Raw genomic sequence first — 26,131 nt, forward strand, 5'->3', positions numbered from 1 at the left:
GGAGGTGCCGCCGGCGCTTCGGCTTCCGGCGGACGCCGGGCGCGGCAAGGCCCGCCGGAGACGGGCCTCTCCGTCCGGGCGCGGCGGCAGTCCAGGTGCTGAAGATCCGTACCCGCCGGACCGGCGCGATGCGCCCGGCCGTGGTGCCTTCACAAGGCGGCCGGGCAGACAGGCCCGGCCCGGCGTTCCGCGGCGAGGCTCAGAAGCGGTAGGACAGCCGCAGCTGGCCGCCCACGCCGAGGAACCCGTCGCCGACGCGCAGCTGGGTCTCGCCCCGCACGTCCCAGCCCTTGTCCTGATAGAGCTGCAGTCCCGCGCTCGCGGTGCCGAGGATGGCCGGCGTCTCGATGTCGGTGGAGAAGCGGGCGGGTGAGCCGGCCAGCGCGAGAGAGGCGTCGATGACCCGGTCCGGCGTCGGGGTAGCAGAGGCACCGATGCTGAAGAAGCCACGGAGGATCGTCTGCGCGTCGACGTCGCGGCGAAAGCCGACTTCGACGGCAGGCGAGACCACGACCCCGGTGTAGTGACTTGCATCCACGGTCAGGGCAAAGGCGGACGCGCCATCTTCATCGTAGGACGGCGTATAGAGGTGGTAGACGTCGAGATCGATCATCGGCCGGACGTAGAACCGCTCGAAGGCCACGTCGTAGGCCGCGCGAGCGCGCGCGCCGATGAGATAGGACGTGGACTCGCTTGAGACGGTCAGTCCATCGGTCTCCACATGGCGGTCGACGCTGTAGGTGCCGACCGCGCCGGCGACCCCCATGGCCACCGTCCACGGGCCTTCCACCCGCTTCAGCGCGAGGCTGCCGTAATAGCTGTTGCCGGTTCCCGAGGCCGACCCGCCGGAAGCGCGGGAAGCATCGGTGCCGAGCATGCCGCCGACAGCCCAACCGTTGCCGATTTCCTTCTGGCCGCCAGCGCCGGTTGTCCAGCTGGAGACGCTGCCGCCGGTATCGTAGCGGTTGATGACGCTGCCGCCGCCCTTCGCCCAGACGCAGGTTCCCTCGCCGATCAGCGTCGAGGTGCCTTCGAACGCGGGGCAGCTCATGGCTGCGCCGAGGATGGCGCCGGAGACATCGGACAGTTGGGTCGCGAAGGTCTGGGAGGCGGCCGGCGACATGTCGTCAAGCATGGTCCGGTAGGCGGCCGGAGTGTCGATGCCGGAATAGAGCGCGGCGAAGAAGCCGGAGAGATTGGCGTTGGAGGCGTTCCACTGGCCCTGGAGGTAGGCGGCGGCCGACTGCTCGTTGGCGTCGAGGCCGCCGGCCGCCGACGTGAAGTTCGCGAACGGCGTCATGTAGAGGATGCCGAACGGCTCCGGCTGGGAGTAATTCCAGCCGAAGATCGGGGTGGACGGCGTGGCGGCGTAGTAGTTGTAGACGGCCGCGCCCGGACCCGGCGCGATCACCGCGTTGGTGACCGGCAGAAGCCAGCCAGAAACGATCGGCCTTACCGTCCCGTACAGATTGGTGTCGTACTGGACGGAGAGGCGGGGCGCCGGGTTCGACCCGAAATTGAAGGTGAGCGTGCCGGCCGTGTCCTGGGTGAAGTATCCCTCGATGCTCGACGCGTCGCCGACGTTGTAGGTGCCGTAGTTGGTGAACGTGCTGCCGTCGATGAGGACGTTGCCGGTCACCGAGCCGTAGTTGTCCACGGCGAGTTCTCCGCCGCCGGTGTAGTAGATGGCGGTGTTGGAGGCGGCGGCGACCGAGCCGGACGCGCCGACGACGACGGTGTTGTTCAGCCCACCGTCGACCCAGATTCCAACGCCGTCGTTGCTGCCGCCCGCCACGGCCCCATTGACCGAGACGGTGATGGGGTTCGGTGTGCCTCCTTCGGTCGACTGTGCGAAGATCGCCACCGAGTCCGCGCCCGTCGTCTGGACGGAGCCGGCCTGGGTGACGATGATCTCGCCACCCCCTTGACCGGAATTTCCGGCCGAGCCCGCGTACAGTGTGCCGTTGCGGGCAATAAGACCGCCGCCGCCGCCGATGGATTGGGCGAGGATGCCGTAGGCGCCCGCCCCGGTGGTCGTGACGTCGGCATCGATGTCGATCTCCACCTTGCCACCGGACCCGAGCTGATTGGAGCTGACCTCTCCAAGGACACTCCACAGCTGGAGCGATGAATTCGAGGCGTAGCCGGCGATGCCGCCGCCGCCGCCGATCGATTGCGCGACGATGGCGTGGGCGCGGTCGCCGCCGGTCGTGATCGAGGATCCCGACGTGAGCTTCAGGCCGACGGCGCCGCCATCCGAGGGGAGCTGGTAGGTGGGGCTGTCATAGATCGATCCGATGGATGTCTGGGTGAGCGAGGCGTTCTGCGCGAAGGCGAGGCCGCCGCCGCCGCCGATGGACTGGGCGAGGATGCCATATGCGTCGGCGCCGCCGGTCCGGATCGTCAGAATGGAGTCCAGTCCGATCGCCCCGCCGTTGCCCTGCATGTATTCCGTCAGGGGGTTGAGCGACAAGCTCACCGCGTTGGTGGCGGCCGGGCTGTCGGCGGTGAGGCTGCTGCCCTGGCCGCCGACGCCGCCGCCCATGCCGATCGACTGCAGCAGCACCGCGTGGGCGGTGTCGCCGAGCGTGGTCACGGTCGCGTTGCCGCCAACGAGGACCGTGCCGCCGCTGCCGACGTTGTCGCCGCCCACGGAGACCGAGCCGGTGGCAAGCGTTCCTGCGGCGGTGTTTTCCACGGCAAGGCCGCCGCCGCCGCCGATGGACTGGGCGAGGATGCCGTACGCCGCGTAGCCGGTGCGCTGGGTCGTGCCGCCGGCGGTGGTCGCGGTGCCGGTGGCGATGGTGGCGGCCGCGCCGCGGTTCGGCAGAACGACCTGCACCCCGCCGCCGTTGCCGTAGGCATAGTTGCCGTAGGCATAGTTGCTGTCGGGGGGCGGGACGCCGACGCCGAGGGTCAGATTGGTGGCGACCGAGGTCGTCGTGTAGGCGGACGCCATGCCGCCACCGCCGCCGATCGACTGGGCGACGATCCCGGGCGACCAGTCTCCCATGGTCACGATCGCGCCGGAGTGGGTAACCCGGGCCAGGTCGCCCGGGTTGACGGGCAGGCCGTACTGCACGGCGTCCTCGTAGTCGATGCCTCCGACGGTGATCGTGTGGGTCGCGGTTCCCGCCTGTCCGCCGCCGATGGTCGTGAAGGAATCGTCGCCGGCGCTTGCGATGCCGCCGCCTCCGCCGATGGACTGGGCAACGATTGCCGGCGCGTCGCGGCCGGTCGTCATGATGCCGGCGCCGGTGGCATTGATCACGCTCGCGACACCGCCGGTGTAACCGGTTCCAGGATTGCTGTAGCTGAGCTGGTCGCCGAGCGTGACGGTGAGGTCGCTGTCGACGCTGCCGTCGGCGCCCATTCCACCGCTGCCGCCGATCGCGTGCGCCACAACACCTGCGGCCCCGTAGCCGCGTGTCACCACGACACCGGTGTTGGTGATCGTCGCAGTGCCGCCGTTGCCGGCCGAGCCCGCCCCGCCCCCGACAATGACGTTGGCGGTGTAGGTGCCGCTGCTGCCGAGGATGACGCGCGGCGCCGAGCGCGACGAGGCCGTCGACGCCGCGCCGGTTCCGCCGCCGCCGCCGATCGACTGCGCGAGGATGCCGTAGGAGCGGCTTCCGGCGGTGGCGATGCCGGGGGTCCACGTCGGCCCGGCGATCGATCCCGCGGAGTTGGTGACCGATGCCGATCCGCCGTCGCCCCCGGTGCCGCCGGTGCCGCCCACGGAGACGTCGGCATTGTAGCTGTTGCTCATCGACAGCAGGGCTGCGACCGACGAATTGATGGTGTCGTACCATTTCGCCGCACCGGCGGAGGCGTCCGCCGTCCCGGCCGAACCGCCGCCGCCGCCGATCGACTGGGCGATGATGCCGTGCGACGAGCCGGCGGCCGTCTGGATCAGGCCGGCGTTCTCCACCTGCACGACGCTGCCGCTGCCACCGCCGGCGCCGGAGCCGCCGACCGAGACGTCGATGTCCATCTGACCGCCGCTGCCCGTGGCCGAACCGCCGCCGCCCGCGCCGCCGCCGCTGCCGATGGACTGCGCCAGGATGCCCGGCGCGGTGGATCCGAAGGTCCGGATCGAGCTGCCGGGATAGTTCGAGACGAACACCGACCCGCCCTGACCTCCGGCGCCGCCGGAGCCGCCGACGGAGATGGCGAACTTGTTGGCGGCACCGGCTTCGGTGTGCAGGGTCGGGGTGGACAGGCTGGCGGTGCCGATGCCGCCGACGCCGCCTCCGCCGCCGATCGACTGGGCCATCATGCCGGCGGAGTACTGGCCGTAGGTGGCGATCGTGCCGGCTTCGCTGCCGTCGCTTGCCCCGTTGAAGGCCGTCACGGTGGCCCCGGAGCCGGCCACGCCGCCGCTGCCGCCGAGACCGACGCTGACCTGCACGTCGAACCCCGCCGACTGGATGGCCATGGACGATGCCGTGCCATCGCCGCCACTGCCGCCGCCGCCGCCGATCGACTGGGCGAGAACGCCGCGTGCGCTGTCGCCCTGGGTGGCGATCGCCGCGCCGTTGCCGGCGGTCACGCCGCCGCCGTCCCCGCCCGGGCCTCCGGAGCCGCCGACGGCATAGGAAATGCCGACGGTGGGGATCGCGATGCCCAGGCGCCGCACTCCCGGCAGTGGCAGGACCAGCGACTTGGCGGCGGCCGCCCCGCCCTTGCCGCCACCGCCGCCGATCGACTGGACGACCATGCCGTCGGAATCGGCGCCGTTGGGATTGGGAGAATTGGTGGGAACGACGAACTCCGTGCCGACGATGAGGCCGCTCACCAGCGAAGCCGAACTGTCGGTGGCGACAGCCTGGGAAATGGCGGCACCCGACAGCGTCACGGAGTAGGGGGTGCTGGAGTTCTGGGTGGTCCCGCTGAGGGTGTTGCCGGAGAGGCGGACGTTGCTGACCACCGAACCGTCGCTCCGCGTGATGGACTGGAGGGTGCCGAAGGGAACGCCGCCGGAAATGCCGCCGCTGGTGAAATAGACGGCGATATCCGTGCCGTCGGGCAGGGTGGCGAACAGCGTGCCGGTGTTGGCGACGAAGGCGACGTTCGCCAGGGCACTCGCCGCGACGCCCGTCGACAGGCTGCCGTGGTTGATGCCGGTCACCAGGCCGCCGGCGCCCCCGCCGCCTCCGGCCCCGCCCATGGCCCCGGCCACGGTGAAGAACACCCCGGCGCTGTAGGAGGTCGCGGCGCCGCCGGTGCCGCCCCCGCCGCCCACCGAGTGGACCAGCATCGCCGGCCCCTGGTTGCCCAGCGTGGAGATCGACGAGCCGGCGTTGTTGTAGGCCCCCGCCGTGCCCCCCGCACCACCGCCGCCGCCCGTGCCGCCGGTGCTCTTGGCGACGAACACGCCGCTGGAATCGGCGATCCCACCATTGCCGCCGCCGCCGCCGACCGACTGGACGACGACGCCCGACGCATAGTTGCCGAGGGTGGAGAGCGCGATGCGTCCGCCCCCGGACGGGGTCGCGGTGAAGGTTGCGACATTGCCGTCGCCACCCGACCCGCCGCCTCCGCCGACCGCGACGAAGGCGGCGGAGCTGTTCGCCCCGTTGCCGCCGCCGCCGCCGATCGACTGGACGAGCACGCCGTGGGCATTCTTGTCCCGGGTCTCGACCGTGGCAGAGCCCTGGAGGGTGACGGTGACGGGGCCGCCGCTGCCGCCGCCGCCGGAGCTGTCGCCGAGATATTGCAGCGCCTGGCTGCCGCCCACCGTGCCGCCGCTGCCGCCGATCGACTGGGCCAGAATGCCGAAGGCCGCATCGCCGCCCCCCGTGCCGTTACCCGTTGCAATCGATCCGGAGTGGGTGACCGTGACGGCGCCCGCGCTGGTGGGAAGGGCGTTGCTGTCGGTGGCGGCCCCCAGGCTGGTGCCGGCGGTCCACGCAGACCCGGACACGGTGGCGGCAGCCTCGTTCCGGACGACACCGCCGCCCCCGGCGCTGATGGCCAGAATGCCGTAGGCGCTGTCGCCTGCGGTCGAAATCGTGCCGGTGTTGGTGACCTGGACGGTGCCGCCGAAGACAGGTTGTGTCGCGCCAGAGTTGCCGACGTTGTTGGTGCCGCTCTGCGCGGTGGCGACGATCGGGGCGCCGCCGATGGCGATGGCGGCCATGCCGGCGCTGAGCTCGCCGGATGTGTTGATCTGGCCGGCATTGGAAAGCGTCACGGAACCCGCCGAGCCGGAGCCCTGCCCGCTGCCCTCCCCGATCAGCGGATCGCTGACCAGCGACTGTCCCGCGCTGACGGCCAGGACCCCGAAGGCGAACGGGGCAGGGGTCGCGCCGCCCGATCCCGTCACCGTGACGGAGGCGCCCTGATCGAGGGTGACCGACACCGCGCCGCCGAGCGGCGAGACGAAGGCGCCCGTCGGCGTCCAGTCCCCGGCCCGGCTGAGGGCGAACACGCCGATGCCGCCCTGATCGAGGACGACGGAGCTTCCTGCCTGCAGCGTGACGGTGACAGCCTGTCCGTTCGCCGGAGCGGGGTTTGGCGTGTTGCCTTCGGCGGTCGGCTCGGGCACGCCGCCGCTGACGTTGCCGTTGCCGCCGATGGAGAGGGCGTAGATGCCGGCGCCCGCCGGGGCATCCACCTCGATCCGCCCGGCATGGGTGACGGCGACGGCGCCGGCCGCCCCCGCCGAGCCGGAGACGTAGTGGTCTTCCGTCGTGTTGATGTTCCCGGCGGCGGCATTACCCCCGCGCGAGACGGCGCTGAGGCCGACGGCATTGCTGCCCGCGCCCGCCTGGGTGACGGTGATGGACGTGCCGGCGGCGGTGGCGACGGCGACCGTGCCGGCGGCGCCGCCGTTGCCCGGATACGGCGTCGGGCTCTGGTCCACGCCGGTGGTGTAGAAGCCGATGGTCCCGTCGCCGCCGAGGGAGGCGGCCGCCACGCCGACGAGGGTAGGCGTCAGCAGGTCCGCCTGCGCGCCCGTGCCGCTGCCGGAAACGGAAATCGTCGTGCCGGCACCGAGCGTCAGGCCCACCGCGCCGCCGGACGTTCCGCTGAAGGTGGTGGTGGAATAGGTGCCGCCGGCGTTCAGCTCGGTGGTGTAGACGCCGTCGGTGATCGTCGCGCTGGAATCGTGAAACCCATCCGCGCCCTCAGACACCGCCGACAGCCCGGCGGGGCCGCTGGCGCTGCCGCTCTGACCGCTCAGCGTGACGGTGCTCGCGGCCGACGTGCCGGTCGTGACGGTGACCGATCCCGCGCCGGATGTGACGGTTGAGGTGGTGTCGATCGCGCTGGTGCCGATGGCATTGAAGTCGACCAGCGCATTGGGGGCAGGACTGGTGGTGGGGAGCCCGGTCGTCGAGACCTGCGTGCCGGTGAGCGTGACGCTGGCGCCGTCGCCGCTGGCATCGATCGACCAGCCGCCGGTCGTCTGCAGGAAGATCGGCACCGTCCCGTCGAAGCCGGTGACGTTCACCGTGCCGGGGGTGGCGCCGGTGGTCGTGACGGCGACGCCCTGCGACTGCGCGACCTGCGCCGCAAGGGGGACCGGGATGGCGGCCACCAGCAGCCCGGCGATCGGCCCGAGCAGTCGACGATGCAAGCCCGCGGACGCGTGTTCCACCGAGGAGATCCCTTCGCGCCCGATCAGATGCCGATGCGGAGCAGCGGGCCGCCAGGCGTCCCCCGCCACCGACAGGGATGCTTCGGGCAGCTCGCCCGCCGGGCCGTCCCCGACCCGTCCGGACCCCGTGATGAGACCGCGCCAGCTCTCCGCATGCGACCGCTCCGTCACCCTTGAATCCGGGAAGGACACCCTGGATTTCGGCAGACGCTAGCACGCGTCAGATATATGGATTTTATGCAAAATCTACTTCTGGTTATGTCTTGGAGGCATATTGGACGGGGCACGTGCGCACCGGGAAACAACGGTCCCCAGCCCGGACCCGCCGGCGGGCTCCCGCGCGCGGGCAGTGGCGACGGGCATCGGACTGCCTGCGGGCCGTGGGCCTCAAGGGGCGGCGCCCGGCGTCAGCGCTCGCCCTCCGCCAGGAAGCGGTAGCCCACGCCGGGCTCGTTCAGGATGAAGCGCGGGTCGGCCGGGTCGTCGCCGAGCTTCTGGCGCACGCGACCGACGAACACCCGGAGATACTGCAGGTCCTCCTGGTGGGCGGGCCCCCAGACGTCGTGGAGAAGCTGACGGTGGGTGACGATCCGGCCGCCGTGCCGGGCGAGATGGAGCAGGAGCTCGAACTCCTTGCGGGTGAGGCGCACCGGCTCCCCGGACAGCGTGACCGTGTGCTTCGCCACGTCGATCCTGAGGTCGCCCGAGACGATCTCGGACTGGGTGTCCTCCGCCTTTCCGCTGCTTCTGAGCAGGGCGCGGACCCTGGCCAGAAACTCCGAGATCCCGAAGGGCTTCACCACGTAGTCGTTCGCGCCCGCGTCGAGGGCGGCGACCTTCTCCGTCTCCTCCTGGCGGACCGAGAGGATCAGCACCGGGATCTGCGACCACTCGCGGATGCGGGCGATGACCGCCTTCCCGTCCATGTCCGGCAGGCCGAGATCGAGCACGACGAGGTCCGGCTTTTCCAACGCCGTCTTGTTGACGCCCGCCTGGCCCGTCTCGGCCTCCAGGACGGTGAAGCCGTGCGCTTCCAGCGCGACGCGGAGGAATTTCCGGATCTGCGGCTCGTCGTCGACGATCAGGATGCGGCCCTGGCTCACGGTCCGTCCCCCCTCGCCCCCGCGGCGATGTCCGGCGCGACCGGCAGGGCGATGCCAATGCGCGTGCCGTGTCCGTTCATGCCGTCCGACACGACGATCCGCCCGCCGTGGGCGTCGACGATGCCCTTGCAGATGGCCAGCCCGAGCCCGGTCCCGGCGCGCTGCCCGTCGCCCGCGCGGACGCGGTAGAACATGTCGAACACCTTCGCCCGGTCGCCCGGCGGGATGCCGGGGCCCGCGTCGACGATCGACAGCATGACCTCGCCCTCCGACGCCGTCGCCTCCACCCGGATCGCCGTTCCGGGCGGCGCGTATTTCGCCGCGTTGTCGAGGATGTTCGCGACGACCTGCTCCAGCAGGACGCTGTCCCCCATGACGGACGGCAGGTCGCGCGGAAGGTCGAACTCGACCGGATGGGACTGCAGCGCCGAGCGGAGCTGGCGCACCGCCCGGCCGACGGTCTCGCGGAGATCGACGACGTCCCTGGCGACCTTCAGGGCGCCGTAGCCGAGGCGGGTCATGTCCAGCAGGTTCTGGACATAGCGGTTGAGGCGCTCGCCCTCGTCGCGGATCGTCTCGGCCATCGCCTTGCGCCCGCCCGCGTCGAGGGCGGTGTCGGAATCCAGGAGGCTCGTCGCCGCGCCGATGATCGAGACGAGAGGCGTCCTGAGATCGTGGCTGACGGAGGAGAGAAGCGCCGCGCGCAGGCGTTCGGTCTCCGACAGCACACGCGTCTCCTCCATGTCGGCGACCAGGCGGGTGCGCTCGATGGCGAGCGCGACCTGGTCGACCAGCGCGTCGAGCAGACGCCGTTCCTCCGGTCCCATCGGTTGCGCCTTCGGAAACTTCACGCCCAGCAGACCCTGGTTTCCGTGCGCCGTCGCGAGGGGCAGAAACAGCCAGGACGCGGCGGGAAGGGTCGCCGATCCCCAGCCGGCCGGCTCGCCGTGGTCCCATGCCCATTCCGCCGCGCCCCGGTCCCTGACGTCAAGCGTGTCCTCCGGCGGGTAGCCGGCGAGGATCTCCAGGCTCTGCCCCTCGCGCGGACCGAGCACCAGCGATGCGCAGTTCAGCGTCGAGGCGACGTGATGGACGGCGGCCCAGACAACGTCGTCGAGGGATGCGGCCTGGGCGGCCTTGCGGCTGAACTCGAAAAGATTCGCGGTGCGCCGCGCGATCGTCTGCTGCGCCTGCACCTGCGCCCTGAGACGGGCCGCCAGATTGCCCGTGGCGACGGCGATGATGAGAAACAGCACGAGCGTGCGGACCACGTACTCGCTGTAGACGTGCAGCGTGTAGTAGGGCTCGGTCAGAAAGAAGTTGTAGGCGAAGAAGCTCAGCAGGCTCGCGAAGATCGAGGGCCACAGCCCGCGCCGCGTCGCCACGATCAGCACCGCGATCAGGAACAGCAGCGACAGGCTTTCCACCGGCAGAAGGGGATTGAGGATCATGCCGAAGGCGCTCGCGACCGTCACCGCGGCGAGCGCGAAGCCGTAGGCCTTGGGATCCGCCTCGACGGTGAAGCGCGGAGGGCGCAGCGCGGCCCTGCGCGCTTCCTCCGCGTCGGCCGACACCAGCGTGACCTCGAAATCGGTGCCGGACGACACGATCCCCTCGCCGACGCTCTCCCGGAAGAACCGGGCACCGAACCGGCGCGGGCGCGGACGACCGACGAGGATGCGGCTCACGTTGCGGGAGCGGGCGTAGGAGAGGATCTCTGCGGCGAGATGGGACTCGGCGTTGAGCGTGACGACTTCGGAGCCAAGGCTCTCCGCCAGCCTCAGCGTCTCCACGATGCGGTCCTTGTCCGCATCGGGAAGGTGCTCGCTCGCCGGCGTCTGGACGTGGACGACGATCCACGGGACACGGGCCCGGTCGGCGGCGCGCTTTGCGGCCCGCACCAGCGCCTTCGCCACGGGCGACTCGTTCACGCAGACAAGGATGCGGTCCTGTGCCGGCCAGGGCCCGGCGATCGCGTGGCTGCGCATGTGCGCCGTCATCTGCGCGTCGACGCGATCGGCGGCGACACGCAGGGCGAGCTCGCGCAGCGCCGTCAGGTTGCCCTTGGAGAAGAAGTTCTGGATGGCCCGGGCGATCTGGTCCTGGACGTAGACCTTGCCCTGCCGCAGCCGGTCGATCAGCTCTTCCGGGGGCAGATCGACCAGCTCGATCTCGTCGGCGATCTCGATGGCCCCGTCCGGCACCGTCTCGCGGACGCGGATGCCCGAGATCCGCGCGACGACGTCGTTGAGGCTTTCCAGGTGCTGGATGTTCAGCGTCGTGTAGACGTCGATGCCGGCCGCGAGCAGCTCCTCCACATCCTGCCAACGCTTCGCATGCCGGCTTTCCGGCACGTTGGAGTGGGCAAGTTCGTCGACAAGGACCAGCCGCGGGCGCCGTGCGAGGATGGCGTCGAGATCCATCTCGGGCAGATAGTGGCCGCGGTAGACGATCCGCTGGCGGGGGACGATCTCGAGGTTGGCGAGCAGCCGCTCGGTTTCCGCGCGTCCGTGCGTCTCGACGATGCCCACCACGACGTCGACGCCGTCGGCCCTGCGCTCGTGCGCCGCCTCGAGCATGGAATAGGTCTTCCCGACGCCGGGGGCGGCGCCGAGAAAGATCTTGAGGCGGCCCTTCCCCTCCTTGGCGGCCTCCGCCAGGAGGGCTTCGGGTTCGGGTCGGTTGTCCGTGTCGCTCATCACGTCCCGATCAGTTCGTGTCCGCTCCGGCGGCGCCGTCGGCAGGCGAGGACATCTCGTCGAGGGCGAGGTTCAGTTCAAGCACGTTCACGCGCGGCTCGCCGAACAGGCCGAGCGTCCGGCCTTCCACCCGGGCCCGGACCAGGGCGCGGACCTCGCGGACCGGCAGGCCCCGCGCCCCGGCCACCCGCGGCACCTGGAAATAGGCGCCCGCCGGCGAGACGTGCGGATCGAGCCCGCTGCCCGACGTGGTGACCAGATCGACCGGGACGGCGACCCCCTGTCCGGCCTGGCTCAAGCGCCGGGCGTCCGCGGCGACACGCTCGAGCAAGGCCGCGCTCGTCGGTCCGAGATTGCTGCCGGTCGTCGCGGCGCCATCATAGTTCGCCGCCGACGGCCGGACGTGGAAATAGGCGTCGCCCTCGAAATCCTGCGCGACGAGCGGCGTCCCGACGATGGTGCCGTCGGCGCGGGTGATGAGGCTGCCGTTCGCCTGGTGCGGGAAGATCGCCTGCGCCAGACCGGTCATGCCAAGGGGATAGGCCACTCCCAGAGCGAGCGTCATGACGCCGATCATGACGAAGGCGGGGCGGAGTTGCGAGATCATGGAAGCAGCCTCACACGATTGAAAGCGCGTTAATGACGACGTCGATCAGCTTGATGCCGACGAAGGGCACGACCAGGCCCCCGAGCCCATAGACCAGCAGGTTGCGGCGGAGGAGGCTCACGGCGGTGGCGGGCACGTACTTCACGCCGCGCAGGGCGAGGGGAATCAGCGCGACGATCACCAGCGCGTTGAAGATCACCGCCGACAGGATCGCGCTGGCCGGGCTCTGGAGATCCATGACGTTGAGCGCCTGCAGCCCGGGATAGGCGGTCACGAAGATCGCAGGCAGGATCGCGAAATACTTGGCGACGTCGTTGGCGAGCGAAAACGTGGTGAGCGAGCCGCGGCTGATCAGCAGCTGCTTGCCGACCAGGATGATCTCGATGAGCTTCGTCGGGTCGCTGTCGAGGTCGATCAGGTTGGCGGCCTCCTTGGCCGCCTGGGTGCCGGAGTTCATCGCCACGCCGACGTCGGCCTGGGCAAGCGCGGGCGCATCGTTGGACCCGTCGCCGCACATGGCGACGAGCTTGCCCTCCGCCTGCTCCTCCCGGATCAGCTCCAGCTTCTTCTCGGGCGTGGCCTCGGCGAGAAAGTCGTCGACCCCCGCCTCGGCGGCGATGGCCGCCGCCGTCAGCGGATTGTCGCCGGTGATCATCACGGTGCGCACGCCCATCCGCCGCAGCTCGGCGAAGCGCTCGCGGATGTCGGGCTTGACGATGTCCTTGAGGTGCACGACGCCGAGCGGGCGCCTGTCCCTGGCGACGACGAGCGGGGTGCCGCCCGACCGGGCGATCTGCTCGACGATCCGGGTCAGGTCGGGGTTCGAGCCGGTCTCGCACCACCTGGCGATCGCATCCGCCGCGCCCTTGCGCACGGCGGACCCGTCCTTCAGGTCGGCGCCGGAGAGACGGGTCTGGGCGGTGAAGGGGATGGTCTCGGCGACACCGTCCCGGCCGTCGATGTCGCGCCCGAGCGTTCTGCGGGCAAGCTCGACGATCGACTTGCCCTCCGGCGTCTCGTCGGCGAGCGAGGCGAGGAAGGCGCATTCCATCAGCGCCTCGCGGGCAACCCCCGGAAGCGGCTCGAAGGCATCCGCCATGCGGTTGCCGAAGGTGATGGTGCCGGTCTTGTCGAGGAGGAGCGTGTCGACGTCGCCGGCGGCCTCGACGGCCCGGCCCGACTTGGCGATCACGTTCGCCTTCACGAGCCGGTCCATGCCGGCGATGCCGATGGCGGACAGGAGCCCGCCGATCGTTGTCGGGATCAGCGTCACGAGCAGCGCGATCAGGAAGACGACGGGCACGACGGCACCCGAATAGATGAGGAACGGCTCGAGGGTCACCGTCACGATCAGGAAGATCATCGTCATGCCGGCAAGCAGGATCGACAGGGCGATCTCGTTCGGCGTGCGCTGCCGCTCGGCGCCCTCGACGAGCGCGATCATGCGGTCGAGGAAGCTTTCGCCGGGCCTCGAGGTGATCCTCACCTTCAGCCAGTCCGAGACGATCCGCGTCCCGCCGGTGACGGCGGAGCGGTCGCCGCCGGCCTCGCGGATCACCGGCGCGGACTCGCCGGTGATGGCGGATTCGTCGACGGAGGCGACGCCCTCGGCGATCTCGCCGTCGGCCGGAACGATGTCGCCCACCTCGACGAGGACGATGTCGCCGGGCTTCAGGGTCCGGCTCGACACGATCTCCGGCATGCTCGCGCCGACCGACGCAAGCCGCTTCGCCGGAGTCTCGGTCTGCGTCGCCCGCAGCGTGTCGGCGCGGGCCTTGCCGCGGCCCTCCGCCATCGCCTCGGCGAAGGTGGCGAAATAGACGGTGAACCAGAGCCAGGCCGCGATCTGCCCGACCGCCGCGACGGTCTCCGATCCGGCGACCGCGTCGCGCACGAACAAGAGCGTCGAGAGGGCGGCCACCACCTCGGTGACGAAGATCACGGGGTTCCGCATGAGGCTGCGGGGATCGAGCTTGCGGAAGGCCGCCTTGAAGGCCGGCCCGGTCACCCGCATGTCGAAAAGCGAGAGATCTGGTTTCTTGCGCATGGATCTGGCTCCGCCGGAGGAGGGCCCGCCGGGAACGGCCGGGGCGGGCGGCGTGGCTGAGGGCACGTGCGACATCAGAAGACCTGCCCCGAGAGCATCGCGATGTGCTCGGCGATCGGGCCGAGCGCGAGCGCGGGGAAGAAGGTCAGGCCACCGAGCACGAGCACGACGGCGACGAGGAGCGTGACGAACAGCGGCGTGTGCGTCGGGAACGTGCCGGTCGAGACGGGCACCGTCTTCTTGGCCGCCATGGCGCCGGCGACGGCGAGCATGGGGACGATGAAGACGAAGCGGCCGAGCAGCATCGCGATGCCCTGCATCGTGGTGTGGTACGGCACGCCGGCGCCGAACCCGGCGAAGGCCGAGCCGTTGTTGCCGGTCGCCGAGGAGTAGGCGTAGAGGATCTCCGAGAGACCATGCGGCCCGGCATCCTGGACGGAGGCCAGCGCGGCCGGGATGACCGCCGCCATGGCGCCGAAGACCAGCACGCCGATCGGCATCACCAGGAAGGCGATGACGGCGAGCTTGACCTCCTTCGCCTCGATCTTCTTGCCGAGGTACTCCGGCGTGCGCCCGACCATCAGCCCGGCGAGGAACACCGTGAGCACGACGAAGGCGAGCATGCCGTAGAAGCCCGAGCCGACGCCGCCGAACACGACCTCGCCGACCTGCATCATCAGCATCGGCATCAGCGCGCCGAGCGGCGTGAAGCTGTCGTGCATGGAATTGACCGAGCCGTTCGAGGCCGCCGTCGTGGCGGTGGCCCAGAGGGCGGAGTTGCCGGTGCCGAAGCGGACCTCCTTGCCCTCCATGTTGCCGGCCGCCTGATCGATCGGAAGCGCATCGAAGCCGGCGTTGCCGCGGATCTCCGCGCCGTAGGTCACGGCGAGCGCGCCCAGGAAGATCACGCCCATCGCCGCGAAGATGGCGACGCCCTGGCGCATGTCCTTCGCCATGCGGCCGAACATGAAGCAGAAGGCGGCGCCGATCAGCAGGATCAGGACCATCTCGAACAGGTTGGAGAGCGGCGTCGGGTTCTCGTAGGGAACGGCCGAGTTGGCGTTGAAGAAGCCGCCGCCGTTGGTGCCGAGCTGCTTGATGATGATCTGCGAGGCGGCCGGGCCCTGCGCGATCGTCTGATGCGCGCCCTCGACGGTCGTCGCGGTGACGTAGCTCAGCAGATTCTGCGGGACGCCCTGCCAGACCAGGAACAGGCCGCCGAGGATCGACAGCGGCAGGAGCAGGTAGAGAACCGAGCGGGTCAGGTCGACCCAGAAGTTGCCGAGGTGCCTGACCTCGCGCCCGCAGAAGCCGCGGATGACGGCGGCGCCGACGGCGATGCCGGTGGCGGCGGAGACGAAGTTCTGCGTCGTCAGCCCCGCCATCTGGCTGAAGTACGACATCGTCGTCTCGCCGCCATAGGCCTGCCAGTTCGTGTTCGTCATGAAGCTGACGGCGGTGTTGAAGGCGAGATCCGGCGACAGCCCGGGAAAGCCCTGCGGGTTGAACGGCAGGATGCCCTGCAGCCGCAGGATGGCGTAGAGGACCAGCCAGCCCGCCAGATTGAAGGCAAGGCAGGCGAGCGCATAGCGCGTCCAGTGCTGGTCCGCCTGCGCGTCAACTCCGGCGAGCCGGTAGAGCCGGCGTTCCAGCGGGGCGAGCACCGGCGTCAGAAGGGTGCGCTCGCCCATGAAGAGGCGCGCCATGTAGACGCCGAGGGGCCACGCGAGCGCCGTGACGAGGGCGCAGTAGAGGATGAACTGGAGGATGTCCGCCGACATGGCCGCCTCCTCAGAACCGCTCGGGGCGCAGCAGCGCGTATCCGAGATAGACGAAGAGGCACAGCGCGGTCACGGCGCCCAGGACGAGGTCGATCGTCATGGCCGGCCTCACAGCCGTTCGATCAGCCGCACCGAGACGGCGCAGGCAGCGAAGAAGCCAATCGTGATCGCGATGTAGGCAAGGTCCAGCATCGGGGAGCTCCAACGGTCGGATGGAGCTCCCCAGATGTCATCGAGGCCGGTAAACGCGCCATTCGCGATGTGGCGGCCGGAGATAAACGGAGCATAAAGCGCGGCGGAAGCGCCGCACGGCGCTTCGGGACGGGTCGGCTCGCGTGGCGCCGATGACGGGGTCCGTCAGCGGCCGCGGCGGTGGTGCGCCGGGCTTATCGGAACACGATTCCGCCGTCGACCGTGAGCGTCTGGCCGGTCATGAAATCGCTCTCCGGAGAGGCGAGGAACAGCATTGTGCCGACGAGATCATCCGGCACCATGTCGCGCTGGATGCTGCGCGCGGCGCGCTGGGCCTGGATGGTGGCGCCGATCCGGTTGCTGTTGGCCACCACCTTCTCGCTCATCGTCAGTCCCGGTGCGATCGCGTTGACGCAGATCTCCGTTCCCGACAGCTCGCGGGCGAGGCAGCGCGTGAAGGCCTCGACCGCCCCCTTGGACGCGACATAGTGGGTGAGGTCCGGGACGCCGGTGGTCACGGTGGTGGAGGAGATGGTGATGACCTTGCCCTTGCCGGTCTTCATCATCTCCGAAATGGCTGCCTTGCAGCAGAAGAACGTGCCGCGCGCGTTCACCGCCATCACCTGGTCCCAGTCTTCCTGCTCCAGGTCGAGAAGCTTGGCGCGCCGGATCGCGGTGTAGATCCCGGCGTTCGCGACGAGGATATCGACGCCGCCGAAGGCGTCGACGGTGCGCGCGACGAGATTCTGGCACGCTTCCCAGTTGGAGACGTCGGCAGGCGTGCTTGCCGCCTCGCCGCCGGCCTCGTTGATCTCCTGGGCGACGGCGGCCGGATCGGTGAGGTCCGAGAGCATCACCTTGGCGCCGGCGGCCGCCAGAGCGCGCGCATAGAACACCCCGATCCCCTGCCCTGCACCCGTTACGATCGCAACCTTGCCGTCGAGCCTGCTCATGTCGAAATTCCTGCCTCTGCTGTTACCAGGTGTGTCGGTTCCGCCTCGGCGCCGGACTGGTCCGGCGTGGCGACCTCAGTGCACGCCAACCCCGAGATATCGATCGACCAGCGCCGCATCGCGCTTCAGCGCGTCCGCCGATCCCTGCCAAGCGACCGAACCGCGCTCCATCACCACGACGGACTGGACGAACTCGAGCGCGCGCGCGAGCTGCTGCTCGATGAGGACCGTGGTGATCTCGCCGTTGCCGGTCATCGCGCCCAGCGCGGCCAGCAACTCATCGCAGATGACGGGCGCCAGGCCCTCGAGCGGCTCGTCGAGCAGCAGCACCTTCGGCCGCCCCAGTAGCGTGCGGGCGATCGACAGCATCTGCTGCTCGCCGCCCGACAGGGTCGTCGACATCGCCGTGCGGCGCTCGGCAAGCCGCGGAAACAGCTCGTAGGATTCCGCGACGTCCCCGCGCGGGCGGTTGCGCAGCCCGGCGCGCAGATTCTCTTCCACCGTCAGCGACATGAACATGTCCCGGGTCTGCGGCACGTAGCCGAGGCCCGCCTCCACCCGATCGGTGGTCCTAAGCCGCGTCACGTCGTGCCCCTGCACCGCGACCCGCCCGCTCCGATAGGTGGTCAGCCCCATGATGGAGCCGAACAGCGTCGACTTGCCCATGCCGTTGCGGCCGAGGATGGCGACCCGCGCGCCGGCCGGCACCGACAGCGAGACATCGTTGATGATCTGCAGGCGGCCGTAGCCGGCGCACAGATTGTCGACCTGCAACGCGACGTCAGACATTGGCCGGCCGCCCCTGGTCGTCGTCCGAACGAGGCCGCCCGGCGAAGCTGCCGAGATAGACCTCCCGAACCTCCGCATCCTCGACCACGTCGGCCGGGGTGCCACGATAGATGATGGAGCCGGCGGCGAGCACCACGACGGAGCGCGCGAACCGGAAGGCGAGCTCCAGGTCGTGCTCGATCATCAGCACCGCCATGTCGGCCGGCAGGGACTCCAGAACCGACAGGATCCTCGGCATCTCCTGGCGCGAGACCCCGGCGGCCGGCTCGTCGAGGAGCAGCACCCTGGAGCGCATGGCGAAGGACAGGGCGATTTCCAGGAGCCGGTGCTGGCCGTACGCGGCGCGGCCCACCTTCATCTCCGCGATGTCCGACAGACCGAACTGCTCGAGGATCTCCCGCGCCTCCTCCTCCACCGCCGGATAGGCCTGCGCGGAGCGGAGGATCCCGTGCGACCGCCCCTCCCGCTGGAGGAGCGCCAGGCGCAGATGGTCGATCGTCGTCATGTCCAGGAACAGCCGGCTGATCTGGAACGAGCGGATCAGGCCGCGCCGGGCGCGTTCCGCCGTCGGCAGGGCGGTGACGTCGACGCCCTCGAGCAGGATCCGCCCGCGATCGGGACGCAGCCGCCCGGTCAGAAGATTGACGAACGTGGTCTTGCCCGCGCCGTTCGGACCGATGAGCGCGATGCGGTCCCCGGCGTGGATATCCATCGAGATGTCGCGGCTGACGGCGAGGCCACCGAAGGCCTTGCTCAGGGCTTCGACGCGCAGGAGCGGTGCGGTCATCGGTCGGCCCCCTGCTTCGCGGGTTGCTCCGGTCGGCGCCTTGCCAGCCGGTCGTAGAGCGCGATGGCAATTCCCTGCAGCCCGGTCGGCAGCGCGAACACCATCACGATCAGGAGCGCACCGATCGCGATCAGCCAGTGGAACGGGTTCAGAACGGCGATGCTGTGCTCGGCGAAGAGGTAGAGCACGGTGCCGGCGACCGCGCCGAACAGCGTCCCAGCGCCGCCGACGATCAGCATCACGAACACCTCGGCCGAGCGGGTGAAGGTCAGGCTGTCGAGACCGACGACGCTGGTGTTGATGGCCACGAGGGCGCCGCCGATGCCGGCGACGGCCCCGGAGACGGCGAACATCGAAACGAGGCTGCCCCTGACCGAGCCGCCCATGGACTCCACTCGCACCTGGTCGCCCTTGATCGCCCGGCAGAGAAGGCCGAACGGCGCGTTGACCAGGGTCACGAGGAGCACCAGCACGATCGCCAGCACCGCCAGCGACAGATAGAAGCCGGTGTGCCCGCGGAAATCGAACGCGAAGATGCCGAAGAGCGGCCCAGCGGAGACCCCGGCGAGGCCGTCGCTGCCGCCGGTCAGCCAGGTCAGCTTGTTGGCGACGGTGTTCATCAGCTCGACGATGGCCACCGTCAGCACGAGCTGGGCCAGGCCGGATGCGCGGACCACGATCGAGCCGAAGAGCGCCCCGGACAGCGCGCCGAGCGCCGCCCCTCCGGCCATCATGGCGACCGGGTCGGTGATGCCGAGACGGACCGCCAGGATCCCCGCGGTATAGGCCCCGACCCCGTAGAACGTCGCCTGCCCGAGCGTGGCGATGCCGCAGAAGCCGACCACCAGGTCCAGCGAGATGGCGAGCAGGCTGAGCGAGATGATCCGGCTGAAGAACCCGGCATAGGTCGGGAACTGGTTGTGGGCGATCAGCGCGATCACCACGATCGCCGCCACGAGGATGTAGCCGGTGCGGCGCGACGGGGCGCTGATGTCGGTGGCGGGCGTCGGGACGTGCGTGTGCGAGGTCTTGCGGCCGAGAAGACCGTGCGGGAAGACCAGAACGCAGAGGATCACCGCCGCGTAGAACAGGATGTCGCCGTATCCCGGCAGCAGGTATTTGCCGGCGGTCTGGACGAAGGACAGGAAGAGCGTGGCGAGCAGCGCGCCGCCGATGGACCCCGCCCCGCCGAGCGAGACCACCACCAGCAGGATCACCATGTAGCGCAGCGCGTAGTGGGGCTCGATCGGCATCAGCTCGGCGCCGAAGATGCCGCCCAGCGCGCCGAGCGCGACCGAAAGCGCGAACGTCAGCGAGTAGATGCGCTCGGTGCGGATCCCGAGCGACATCGCCATGGCCGAGTTGTCGACGCTCGCCCGCAGCCGCACGCCGAAGCTGGTCCGTTCGATGAGGAACCACAGGCCGAAGGCGACGGCGAGACCGAGCGGCACGACGAACAGGCGGTGCGCCGGCATGTGACGGAAGCCGAGGTCGACCGGACCGCTCAGGAACTCCGGCAGGGGAATGATCTTGATCGTCGGGCCGAAGACCAGGTTGGCGATGCCGATCATGCAGAAGGCAAGGCCGATCGTGATGAGAACCTGCGTCAGGGGATCGCCCTTGCCGTAGATCGGCCGGAACAGGAACATCTCGATCGGGATGGCGACGATCACGGTCGCCACGATCGCCAGCAGGAGGGCGGGCCAGAACGGCACGCCCATCGACACGATCGCATAGGACGCGATGAAGCCGCCGATCATGGCAAAGCCGCCATGGGCGAGGTTCACCAGCTTCATCAGCCCCAGGGTGATGGAAAGTCCGATGGCCATCGTGAACAGCACCATCGTGTAGGCGATGGTGTCCACGAGGATGCTGATGACCGTTGCCATGCGATGCCGTTGATCCCGGAGAGTGTGTCGCGGTTCACCGCCGTCGGCCTAACGGGCAGGGGCGGGGACGCCTTTCATGCAGCAGCGGAGGCGGGAGGATCGTCCCCCCGCCCCCGACCGGTCCTGATGCTGCTCAGGGAGCGACGTTCTCGTAGGTCTTGATCTCCTTGTTGATCAGGAGACCGTCGTCGGCCCGCTCGACCCGGCGGATCGAGATGTTCTGGATGATCTGGCGCGTATCGGCGTCGATGTGCACCGGGCCGCGCGGGCTCTCCCAGGCGAACCCCTTGACCGCGGTCATGGCGGCCTCGGGGTCGCGCTTGCCGTCGGTCGCGGCGATCATCTCGTAGAGGACATGCATGCCGTCGAAGGCCATGACCGTCGCCGGATTGACCGTCGCGCCCGGATTCACCTCGGCGAACTTCGCGAGGAATTCCCGGTTCGTGTCGGAATCGTGGGCGGCGGAGTACATGTAGCTCGTCTCCATGCCGATCGCCCCGTCGCCGAGCTGCTGCAGGTCGGATTCCTGCGTCTCGGCCAGGCCGAAGAACCGGATGCCGTCCTCCTTCAGCCCGTTTTCGTTGTAGGCCTTCACGAAGCCGTAGGTGGCCGGACCGACCGGCAGGAACACGAACAGCGCGTCCGGCTCCAGCAACCGGATCTTCTGCACGAAGGGGCCGAAGTCGGTGGTCGACATCGGGATGCGGATCTTCTCGACGATCTCGCCCTCGGTGCCGTAGGCCTCTTCGAACGCCTTCTCGGCGTCGTGGCCGGGGCTGTAGTCGGCGACCGCCGTGACGATGCGCTTCAGTCCGTTCTCCGCGACGTAGTTGGCCAGCGGGACGGTGATCTGCGGCAGCGTGTTCGAGGTCCGGGTGAAATAGTCGGACTTGCCGACGATGGTCGGGCCCGCCGCGTTGAAGATGACGGTGGGGACCTTGGCCTGCTGCACGATGTTGGCCACCGCCAGCGCGTTCGGCGTGGTGACGAACCCGCCGAGGTACTGAACATCCTCGTTGATGATCAGCTCCTGGGCGAGCGACAGCGCCTTCTGGGGGTCGACCCCCGGAAGGTCGCGATAGATCAGCTCGACCTTGTTCCCGTTCACCTCGGTGCCGTGCATGGCGACCCAGGTGTCGATCCCCTGCTGGAAGGGAACGCCCCAGGAGCCGGAAAGCGGCCCGGACAGCGGCGCGATGATACCGACCTTCACGGTATCGGCCGCCGCGGCGGACACCATCAGGCCAACGGAAACGGCTGTCGCCGCTGCAAGCAAATTCCTACGGATCATGGGGGCTCCCTCCCTCGAACTATTGTTTTCCGGAAGGGTATCGCCGGAATTTCACATGGTCAAACAGTATTGTATATCATACAATCTCTGGTGCGGATGGCGCCGGCCTGAACGGCCGTCTTCCCCGCCCCTTCACGTCCAGATCAATCCAAAACACTGAAATTCCGGGAGGAACCACCTCGATGGCAGGCCAGCAGGCGTACGGTGACCTTGAGCTCTATGTCGACGGCGAATGGATCGGGGCCGAAGGCCGCCCCGGCGAGGACGTCATCAACCCGGCGACCGAAATGGCGCTCGCAAGGCTCCCGCATGCGGATGAAGCCCTTCTCGATCGCGCGGCCGATGCCGCCGCGCGCGCCTTCCCGGACTGGCGCAACAGGACCGCACTGCAGCGCTCCGATATCCTGCGCCGTGCGGCCGCCCTGCTGAGAGACCGGGCGGATCACATCGCCGCCCGCATGGTCATGGACCAGGGCAAGCCGCTCGCCCAGGCGCACCAGGAGGTGCAGGCCTCAGCGCTGATCATCGAATGGACCGCGGAGGAAGGCCGGCGCACCTATGGCCGAATCATCCCGGCCTCGATTCCCGGCGTTCAGTGGAACGTGGTGAAGGAGCCCGTCGGGCCCGTCGCCGCCTTCACGCCGTGGAACTTCCCGGGGATCATCCCGGCGCGCAAGATCGCCTCCGCCCTTGCGGTGGGGTGCACCATGGTCATCAAGCCGGCCGAGGAAACGCCCTCGACGGTCCTGGAGATCGCCCGGGCCTTGGCCGACGCCGGGCTTCCGAACGGCGTCCTCAACGTCGTCCACGGCAAGCCGTCGATGGTCTCGGAACGACTGATCGCCCATCCGGCAATCCGGAAGATTTCGTTCACCGGCTCCACCGCAGTCGGCCAGCATCTGGCCCGCCTGGCGGCGGATGCCGGCGTGAAGCGCTGCACGATGGAGCTGGGCGGCCATGCCCCGGTCATCGTCTGCGCGGACGCCGACGTCGATCTCGCGGTCAAGATGATGTCGGCGACGAAGTACCGCAACGCGGGACAGGTCTGCATCTCGCCGACCCGCTTCTTCGTCGAGGAGCCCGTCTACGAGCGCTTCGTCGATGGCCTCGCGGAAGCCGCCATGGGCGTGCAGGTCGGCGACGGGTTCGACCCAGACGTCCAGATGGGGCCTCTCGCCCACGCCCGGCGGGTTCCGTTCGTCGAGAACCTCGTGACGGACGCCATCGAGCACGGCGCCTCGCTGAAGGCCGGCGGCCGGCGGATCGGCAACCAGGGCTATTTCTATGCGCCGACGGTGCTCGCCGACGTGCCGGAAACGGCGCGAATCATGAACGAGGAGCCGTTCGGCCCCGTCGCGACCGTCACGGCCTTCGGCTCGCTCGACGACGCGATCGGCCAGGCCAACCGGCTGCCCTACGGCCTCGCCGCCTACGCCTACACGCGCTCGACGGCCACCGCCGCCCGGCTTTCGCGCGAGGTCGAGACGGGGATGCTCGGCATCAACAACAGCTTCGTGAACATGCCCGAGACGCCCTTCGGCGGCGTCAAGCAGAGCGGCTACGGAAGCGAAGGCGGCATCGAGGGCATGGAGCCGTACCTCGTCACCAAGACGATCAGCCTGAGCTGAGCGGCTGCCCGCCGTCGCGGAGGAGCGCAACCAGACGACGCGCTCTCCCTCCTCGACGCCGGCGATCCCCATGGAACGGCGTGACCCGCAAACCGCGGGAAACGCCGGCCTCAGAACCTCAGCGTAAGGCGTCCGGTCGCGGCTCACGCGCGGATGTGGAGGGACGCCGTTTCCGTCAGCGCTCAATCGGTGCGGGGCCGCTCCCGGAGGCGTCGCGTCCGGCCAGGGATGTCGAACAGGGCGGAGGCACCGTCCTCCGCTCATCTTGCCTTGGCGCCATCAGGGGCGGACCTGCGATGCGGTTCGGCTTCCGGGGCGACAGACAACAAGGACGACACGCGGGAGCGGTCGGTCTCCAGTGCGTCGCGATCGCCGGCCCAGGCGACCCGTCCGGAATCAAGGATCACGAACCGCGAGGCGAGTTCTGCCGGAACCCGGAAATTCTGCTCCACCATGATGACGCCAACGCCCGTCGCCACGATCGAGCGGATGGACTCGACCAGACCCCAAACGATGTTGGGCGCCAGGCCCTCCATGGGCTCATCGAGGAGCAGGAATTTCGGCGCGCACATCATCGCGCGGCCGATCGCCAGCATCTGCTTTTCGCCGCCCGACAGCGCCTGGCCGGGGGCACGGCGGCGCTCGGCAAGCCGCGGAAAGACCGCGAAGGCGTCCTCCCGGCTCCATCCGGCGCCGTGCCGGCGCACGACCCTGGCAATGGAGAGGTTTTCCTCCACCGTGAGCGTCGGGAAGATCTGTCGATCTTCCGGCACGTAGGCAACGCCGGCCCGGTTCATGCCTTCGGGTGTCGGCGCCGGCAGTCCTGCCCCGTTTAGACGGAGCGTGCCGCTTCGCAATGCGATCAGGCCGGCCATCGCCTTCAGCGTGGTCGACTTGCCTGCCCCGTTTCGCCCGGCGAGTGCCACCACCTCTCCGCGCCGGACCGAGAGCGACACATCGTGCAGGGCCTGGGCGCCGCCGTAGAAGACGTTCGCCGCCTCAATCGCCAGCGCTTCATGCTCCAAGGTAGGCATCGCGCACCTTCGGATCGGACTGGATCGCCTCCGGCGTCCCGCGGGCCAGCACCTGCCCTCCGACCAACACGACGATGTCGCGGGCCATCTCCATCAGGACATCCATGTTGTGTTCCACCACGATCGTCGTCTGGCGTGCGCTGACCTCGCGCACCAGCCCAGCGAAATGATCGAGTTCGGCTCGCCCGACACCGGCGAGCGGTTCGTCGAGCAGGAGCACCCGCGGTTCGTTGACCAGAACGATCGCAAGCTCCAGCGCGCGCTGGCGACCGTGCGACAGCGTGCCCGCCGGAACGTCGGCGACGTCGGACAGGCCAAAGCGGTCGATCGTCGCCAGCGCCTCCCTGCCGACCTCCGGGAACGAGGCGATCGTGCGCCAGGGCACGGCCACTTTCATGTGGGCCCGCATGCGGGCGACCTGGACGTTCTCCAGAACGGTCATCTGGGGAAAGACGGTGACGATCTGGAAGGATCGCGCCATGCCGATGCGGGCCCGGCGGTGGGCGGGAAGCCCGGTGATGTCGCGGCCGTTGAGCACGATCGCCCCGGACGTCGCCCGCTGCAGCCCGGTCAGCGCGTTGAGAAAGGTGGTCTTTCCCGCGCCGTTCGGCCCGATCAGGCCCGTCGTGCGCCCCTCCTCGAAACCGAGGGAGATCCCGGAAAGCGCCGAGAACGCGCCGAACGACACCGACAGGTTGGAGCAGGACAGCACGACGCTCATGCCGCCTCCGAGGAGCGTTCGGGGGCCGCATCCGGCGTGTTCGCGGCCCGCGGCGCGGCGCTGCGGCGCTTCGCCAACCGGCCCACGACCCCGACGATCCCGCCGGGCATGTATAGGGTGATCAGGATGAAGACGATGCCGAGCACGCCGTACCAGTGCTCGGTGTAGCCGGAGACGGACTCCTTCAGCCACTCGAAGACGATCACGCCGACCACCGGCCCCGCGAAGGTGCCCCGGCCTCCGAGCACCGTCATGATGAGGACGTCGCCGGACGTGATCCAGCGGGTCATCTCGGGCCCCACATACATGACGAGCGCGCCGAGCAGCCCGCCGGCAATGCCGGAATAGCCGCCGGAGATGGCGAAGGCCGACAGCTTGTAGAGCCGGATGTCGTAGCCGAGCTGTTCGACGCGGACCTCGTTCTGCCGCATCGCCCGCAGGACGTCTCCGAACGGAGACGCGCGCATGACCGCATTCGCGAGCATCAGCACCAGGAAGATGGCGGCGACGAAGACGACGAACATCCGGTCGTCATAGAAATCGATCCCGAGGAGTTCGGGTCGCGGCACGCCGGCCAGACCGTCGGTCCCGCCGGTGACGGATTTCAGCTTCACCTCGACCAGATGATGCACGAGCTGGGCGAGCGCCAGCGTGGTCAGGGCGAGATAGATGCCCGTCACCCGCAGCGTGACCGCGCCGAAGACGGCGCCGAGAAGCGCGCCCATGAGCACCGCCGCGGCAAGGGCGGCGAGACCCGGGACGCCGTAGTCCAGGGTCAGGACCGCATAGACGTAGGCTCCGGCGCCGAAGAAGGCGGCGTGACCGAAGGACAGGATGCCCGCGACGCCGAAGACGAGATCGAACCCGACCGCAAAGATGCTCCAGACCAGGATCAGCGCGATCAGATACTGGGTACCCGGGTCGGTGGCGAAGGCGGCGCCGACCGCCGCGGCCGGGATCGCGAAGGTCAGCACCAGGCTCGAGATCCAGCGTGATCGGGTCAT

General features: G+C 69.4%; 16 protein-coding genes and 1 pseudogene. 1 reads left to right on the top strand and 16 read right to left on the bottom strand.

Translation table 11 applies throughout. The features are described 5' to 3' along the window. Window positions 1-199: 199 nt before the first annotated feature. The 13 genes and pseudogenes from AB7M35_RS21585 to AB7M35_RS21645 form a co-directional block, all read right to left on the bottom strand. Window positions 200-7,585, bottom strand: coding sequence for a hypothetical protein (locus AB7M35_RS21585; protein WP_453962601.1), 7,386 nt, complete (start codon window positions 7,583-7,585; stop codon window positions 200-202). Window positions 7,586-8,013: 428 nt separating this feature from the next. Next, window positions 8,014-8,709 carry a response regulator gene (locus AB7M35_RS21590; RefSeq protein WP_453962602.1) on the bottom strand — a complete coding sequence of 232 codons (696 nt, stop codon included), beginning with the start codon at window positions 8,707-8,709 and terminating at the stop codon, window positions 8,014-8,016. Continuing rightward, window positions 8,706-11,408: an ATP-binding protein gene (locus AB7M35_RS21595; protein ID WP_453962603.1), complete on the bottom strand. Its 2,703-nt coding sequence runs from the start codon at window positions 11,406-11,408 to the stop codon at window positions 8,706-8,708. Before AB7M35_RS21595 ends, AB7M35_RS21590 begins: the two co-directional genes overlap by 4 nt. 10 nt (window positions 11,409-11,418) lie before the next feature. Next, complete coding sequence (gene kdpC, locus AB7M35_RS21600; protein WP_453962604.1) at window positions 11,419-12,015, bottom strand: potassium-transporting ATPase subunit KdpC; 597 nt, start codon at window positions 12,013-12,015, stop codon at window positions 11,419-11,421. Between the two features lie 10 nt (window positions 12,016-12,025). Continuing rightward, window positions 12,026-14,062 carry a potassium-transporting ATPase subunit KdpB gene (gene kdpB, locus AB7M35_RS21605; RefSeq protein ID WP_453962605.1) on the bottom strand — a complete coding sequence of 679 codons (2,037 nt, stop codon included), beginning with the start codon at window positions 14,060-14,062 and terminating at the stop codon, window positions 12,026-12,028. A 74-nt stretch (window positions 14,063-14,136) separates the two neighbouring features. Continuing rightward, window positions 14,137-15,843, bottom strand: coding sequence for a potassium-transporting ATPase subunit KdpA (gene kdpA / locus AB7M35_RS21610; protein WP_453962606.1), 1,707 nt, complete (start codon window positions 15,841-15,843; stop codon window positions 14,137-14,139). 10 nt (window positions 15,844-15,853) lie between these two features. Then, on the bottom strand, window positions 15,854-15,943 hold the full coding sequence (gene kdpF / locus AB7M35_RS21615; protein WP_453962607.1) for a K(+)-transporting ATPase subunit F: 90 nt from the start codon (window positions 15,941-15,943) through the stop codon (window positions 15,854-15,856). 286 nt (window positions 15,944-16,229) lie between these two features. Beyond that, window positions 16,230-16,988, bottom strand: a complete 759-nt coding sequence (locus AB7M35_RS21620) for an SDR family NAD(P)-dependent oxidoreductase (protein ID WP_453962608.1) — start codon at window positions 16,986-16,988, stop codon at window positions 16,230-16,232. A gap of 75 nt (window positions 16,989-17,063) precedes the next feature. Then, a complete protein-coding gene (locus AB7M35_RS21625) occupies window positions 17,064-17,777 on the bottom strand; it encodes an ABC transporter ATP-binding protein (RefSeq protein ID WP_453962609.1) in 714 nt (237 codons plus the stop codon). Further along, a complete protein-coding gene (locus AB7M35_RS21630) occupies window positions 17,770-18,564 on the bottom strand; it encodes an ABC transporter ATP-binding protein (protein ID WP_453962610.1) in 795 nt (264 codons plus the stop codon). Before AB7M35_RS21630 ends, AB7M35_RS21625 begins: the two co-directional genes overlap by 8 nt. Continuing rightward, entirely contained in the window at window positions 18,561-19,520 is a 960-nt protein-coding gene (locus tag AB7M35_RS21635; RefSeq protein WP_453962963.1) for a branched-chain amino acid ABC transporter permease, read from the bottom strand. The genes AB7M35_RS21630 and AB7M35_RS21635 overlap by 4 nt, the downstream gene beginning before the upstream one ends. A 75-nt stretch (window positions 19,521-19,595) precedes the next feature. After that, window positions 19,596-20,453, bottom strand: a pseudogene (locus AB7M35_RS21640) (branched-chain amino acid ABC transporter permease); the annotation flags it as partial. Window positions 20,454-20,586: 133 nt separating this feature from the next. Then, window positions 20,587-21,744, bottom strand: a complete 1,158-nt coding sequence (locus tag AB7M35_RS21645; protein ID WP_453962611.1) for an ABC transporter substrate-binding protein — start codon at window positions 21,742-21,744, stop codon at window positions 20,587-20,589. A gap of 182 nt (window positions 21,745-21,926) precedes the next feature. On the opposite strand from AB7M35_RS21645, the gene AB7M35_RS21650 reads away from it, so the two are divergent. Continuing rightward, the gene (locus AB7M35_RS21650; RefSeq protein ID WP_453962612.1) at window positions 21,927-23,372 is read left to right on the top strand and encodes an NAD-dependent succinate-semialdehyde dehydrogenase; all 1,446 of its coding nucleotides are present in this window, start codon (window positions 21,927-21,929) and stop codon (window positions 23,370-23,372) included. A 260-nt stretch (window positions 23,373-23,632) separates the two neighbouring features. Here the strand turns inward: AB7M35_RS21650 and AB7M35_RS21655 are convergent, their stop codons facing one another. The 3 genes from AB7M35_RS21655 to AB7M35_RS21665 are packed head-to-tail and all read right to left on the bottom strand — an operon-like array spanning window position 23,633 to window position 26,131. Beyond that, window positions 23,633-24,406 (bottom strand): ABC transporter ATP-binding protein, encoded by a 774-nt coding sequence (locus tag AB7M35_RS21655; RefSeq protein ID WP_453962613.1) that lies wholly within the window; start codon window positions 24,404-24,406, stop codon window positions 23,633-23,635. Continuing rightward, on the bottom strand, window positions 24,387-25,127 hold the full coding sequence (locus tag AB7M35_RS21660) for an ABC transporter ATP-binding protein (protein ID WP_453962614.1): 741 nt from the start codon (window positions 25,125-25,127) through the stop codon (window positions 24,387-24,389). The genes AB7M35_RS21655 and AB7M35_RS21660 overlap by 20 nt, the downstream gene beginning before the upstream one ends. Continuing rightward, a complete protein-coding gene (locus AB7M35_RS21665; RefSeq protein ID WP_453962615.1) occupies window positions 25,124-26,131 on the bottom strand; it encodes a branched-chain amino acid ABC transporter permease in 1,008 nt (335 codons plus the stop codon). Before AB7M35_RS21665 ends, AB7M35_RS21660 begins: the two co-directional genes overlap by 4 nt.

This window comes from Amorphus suaedae (assembly GCF_053629675.1).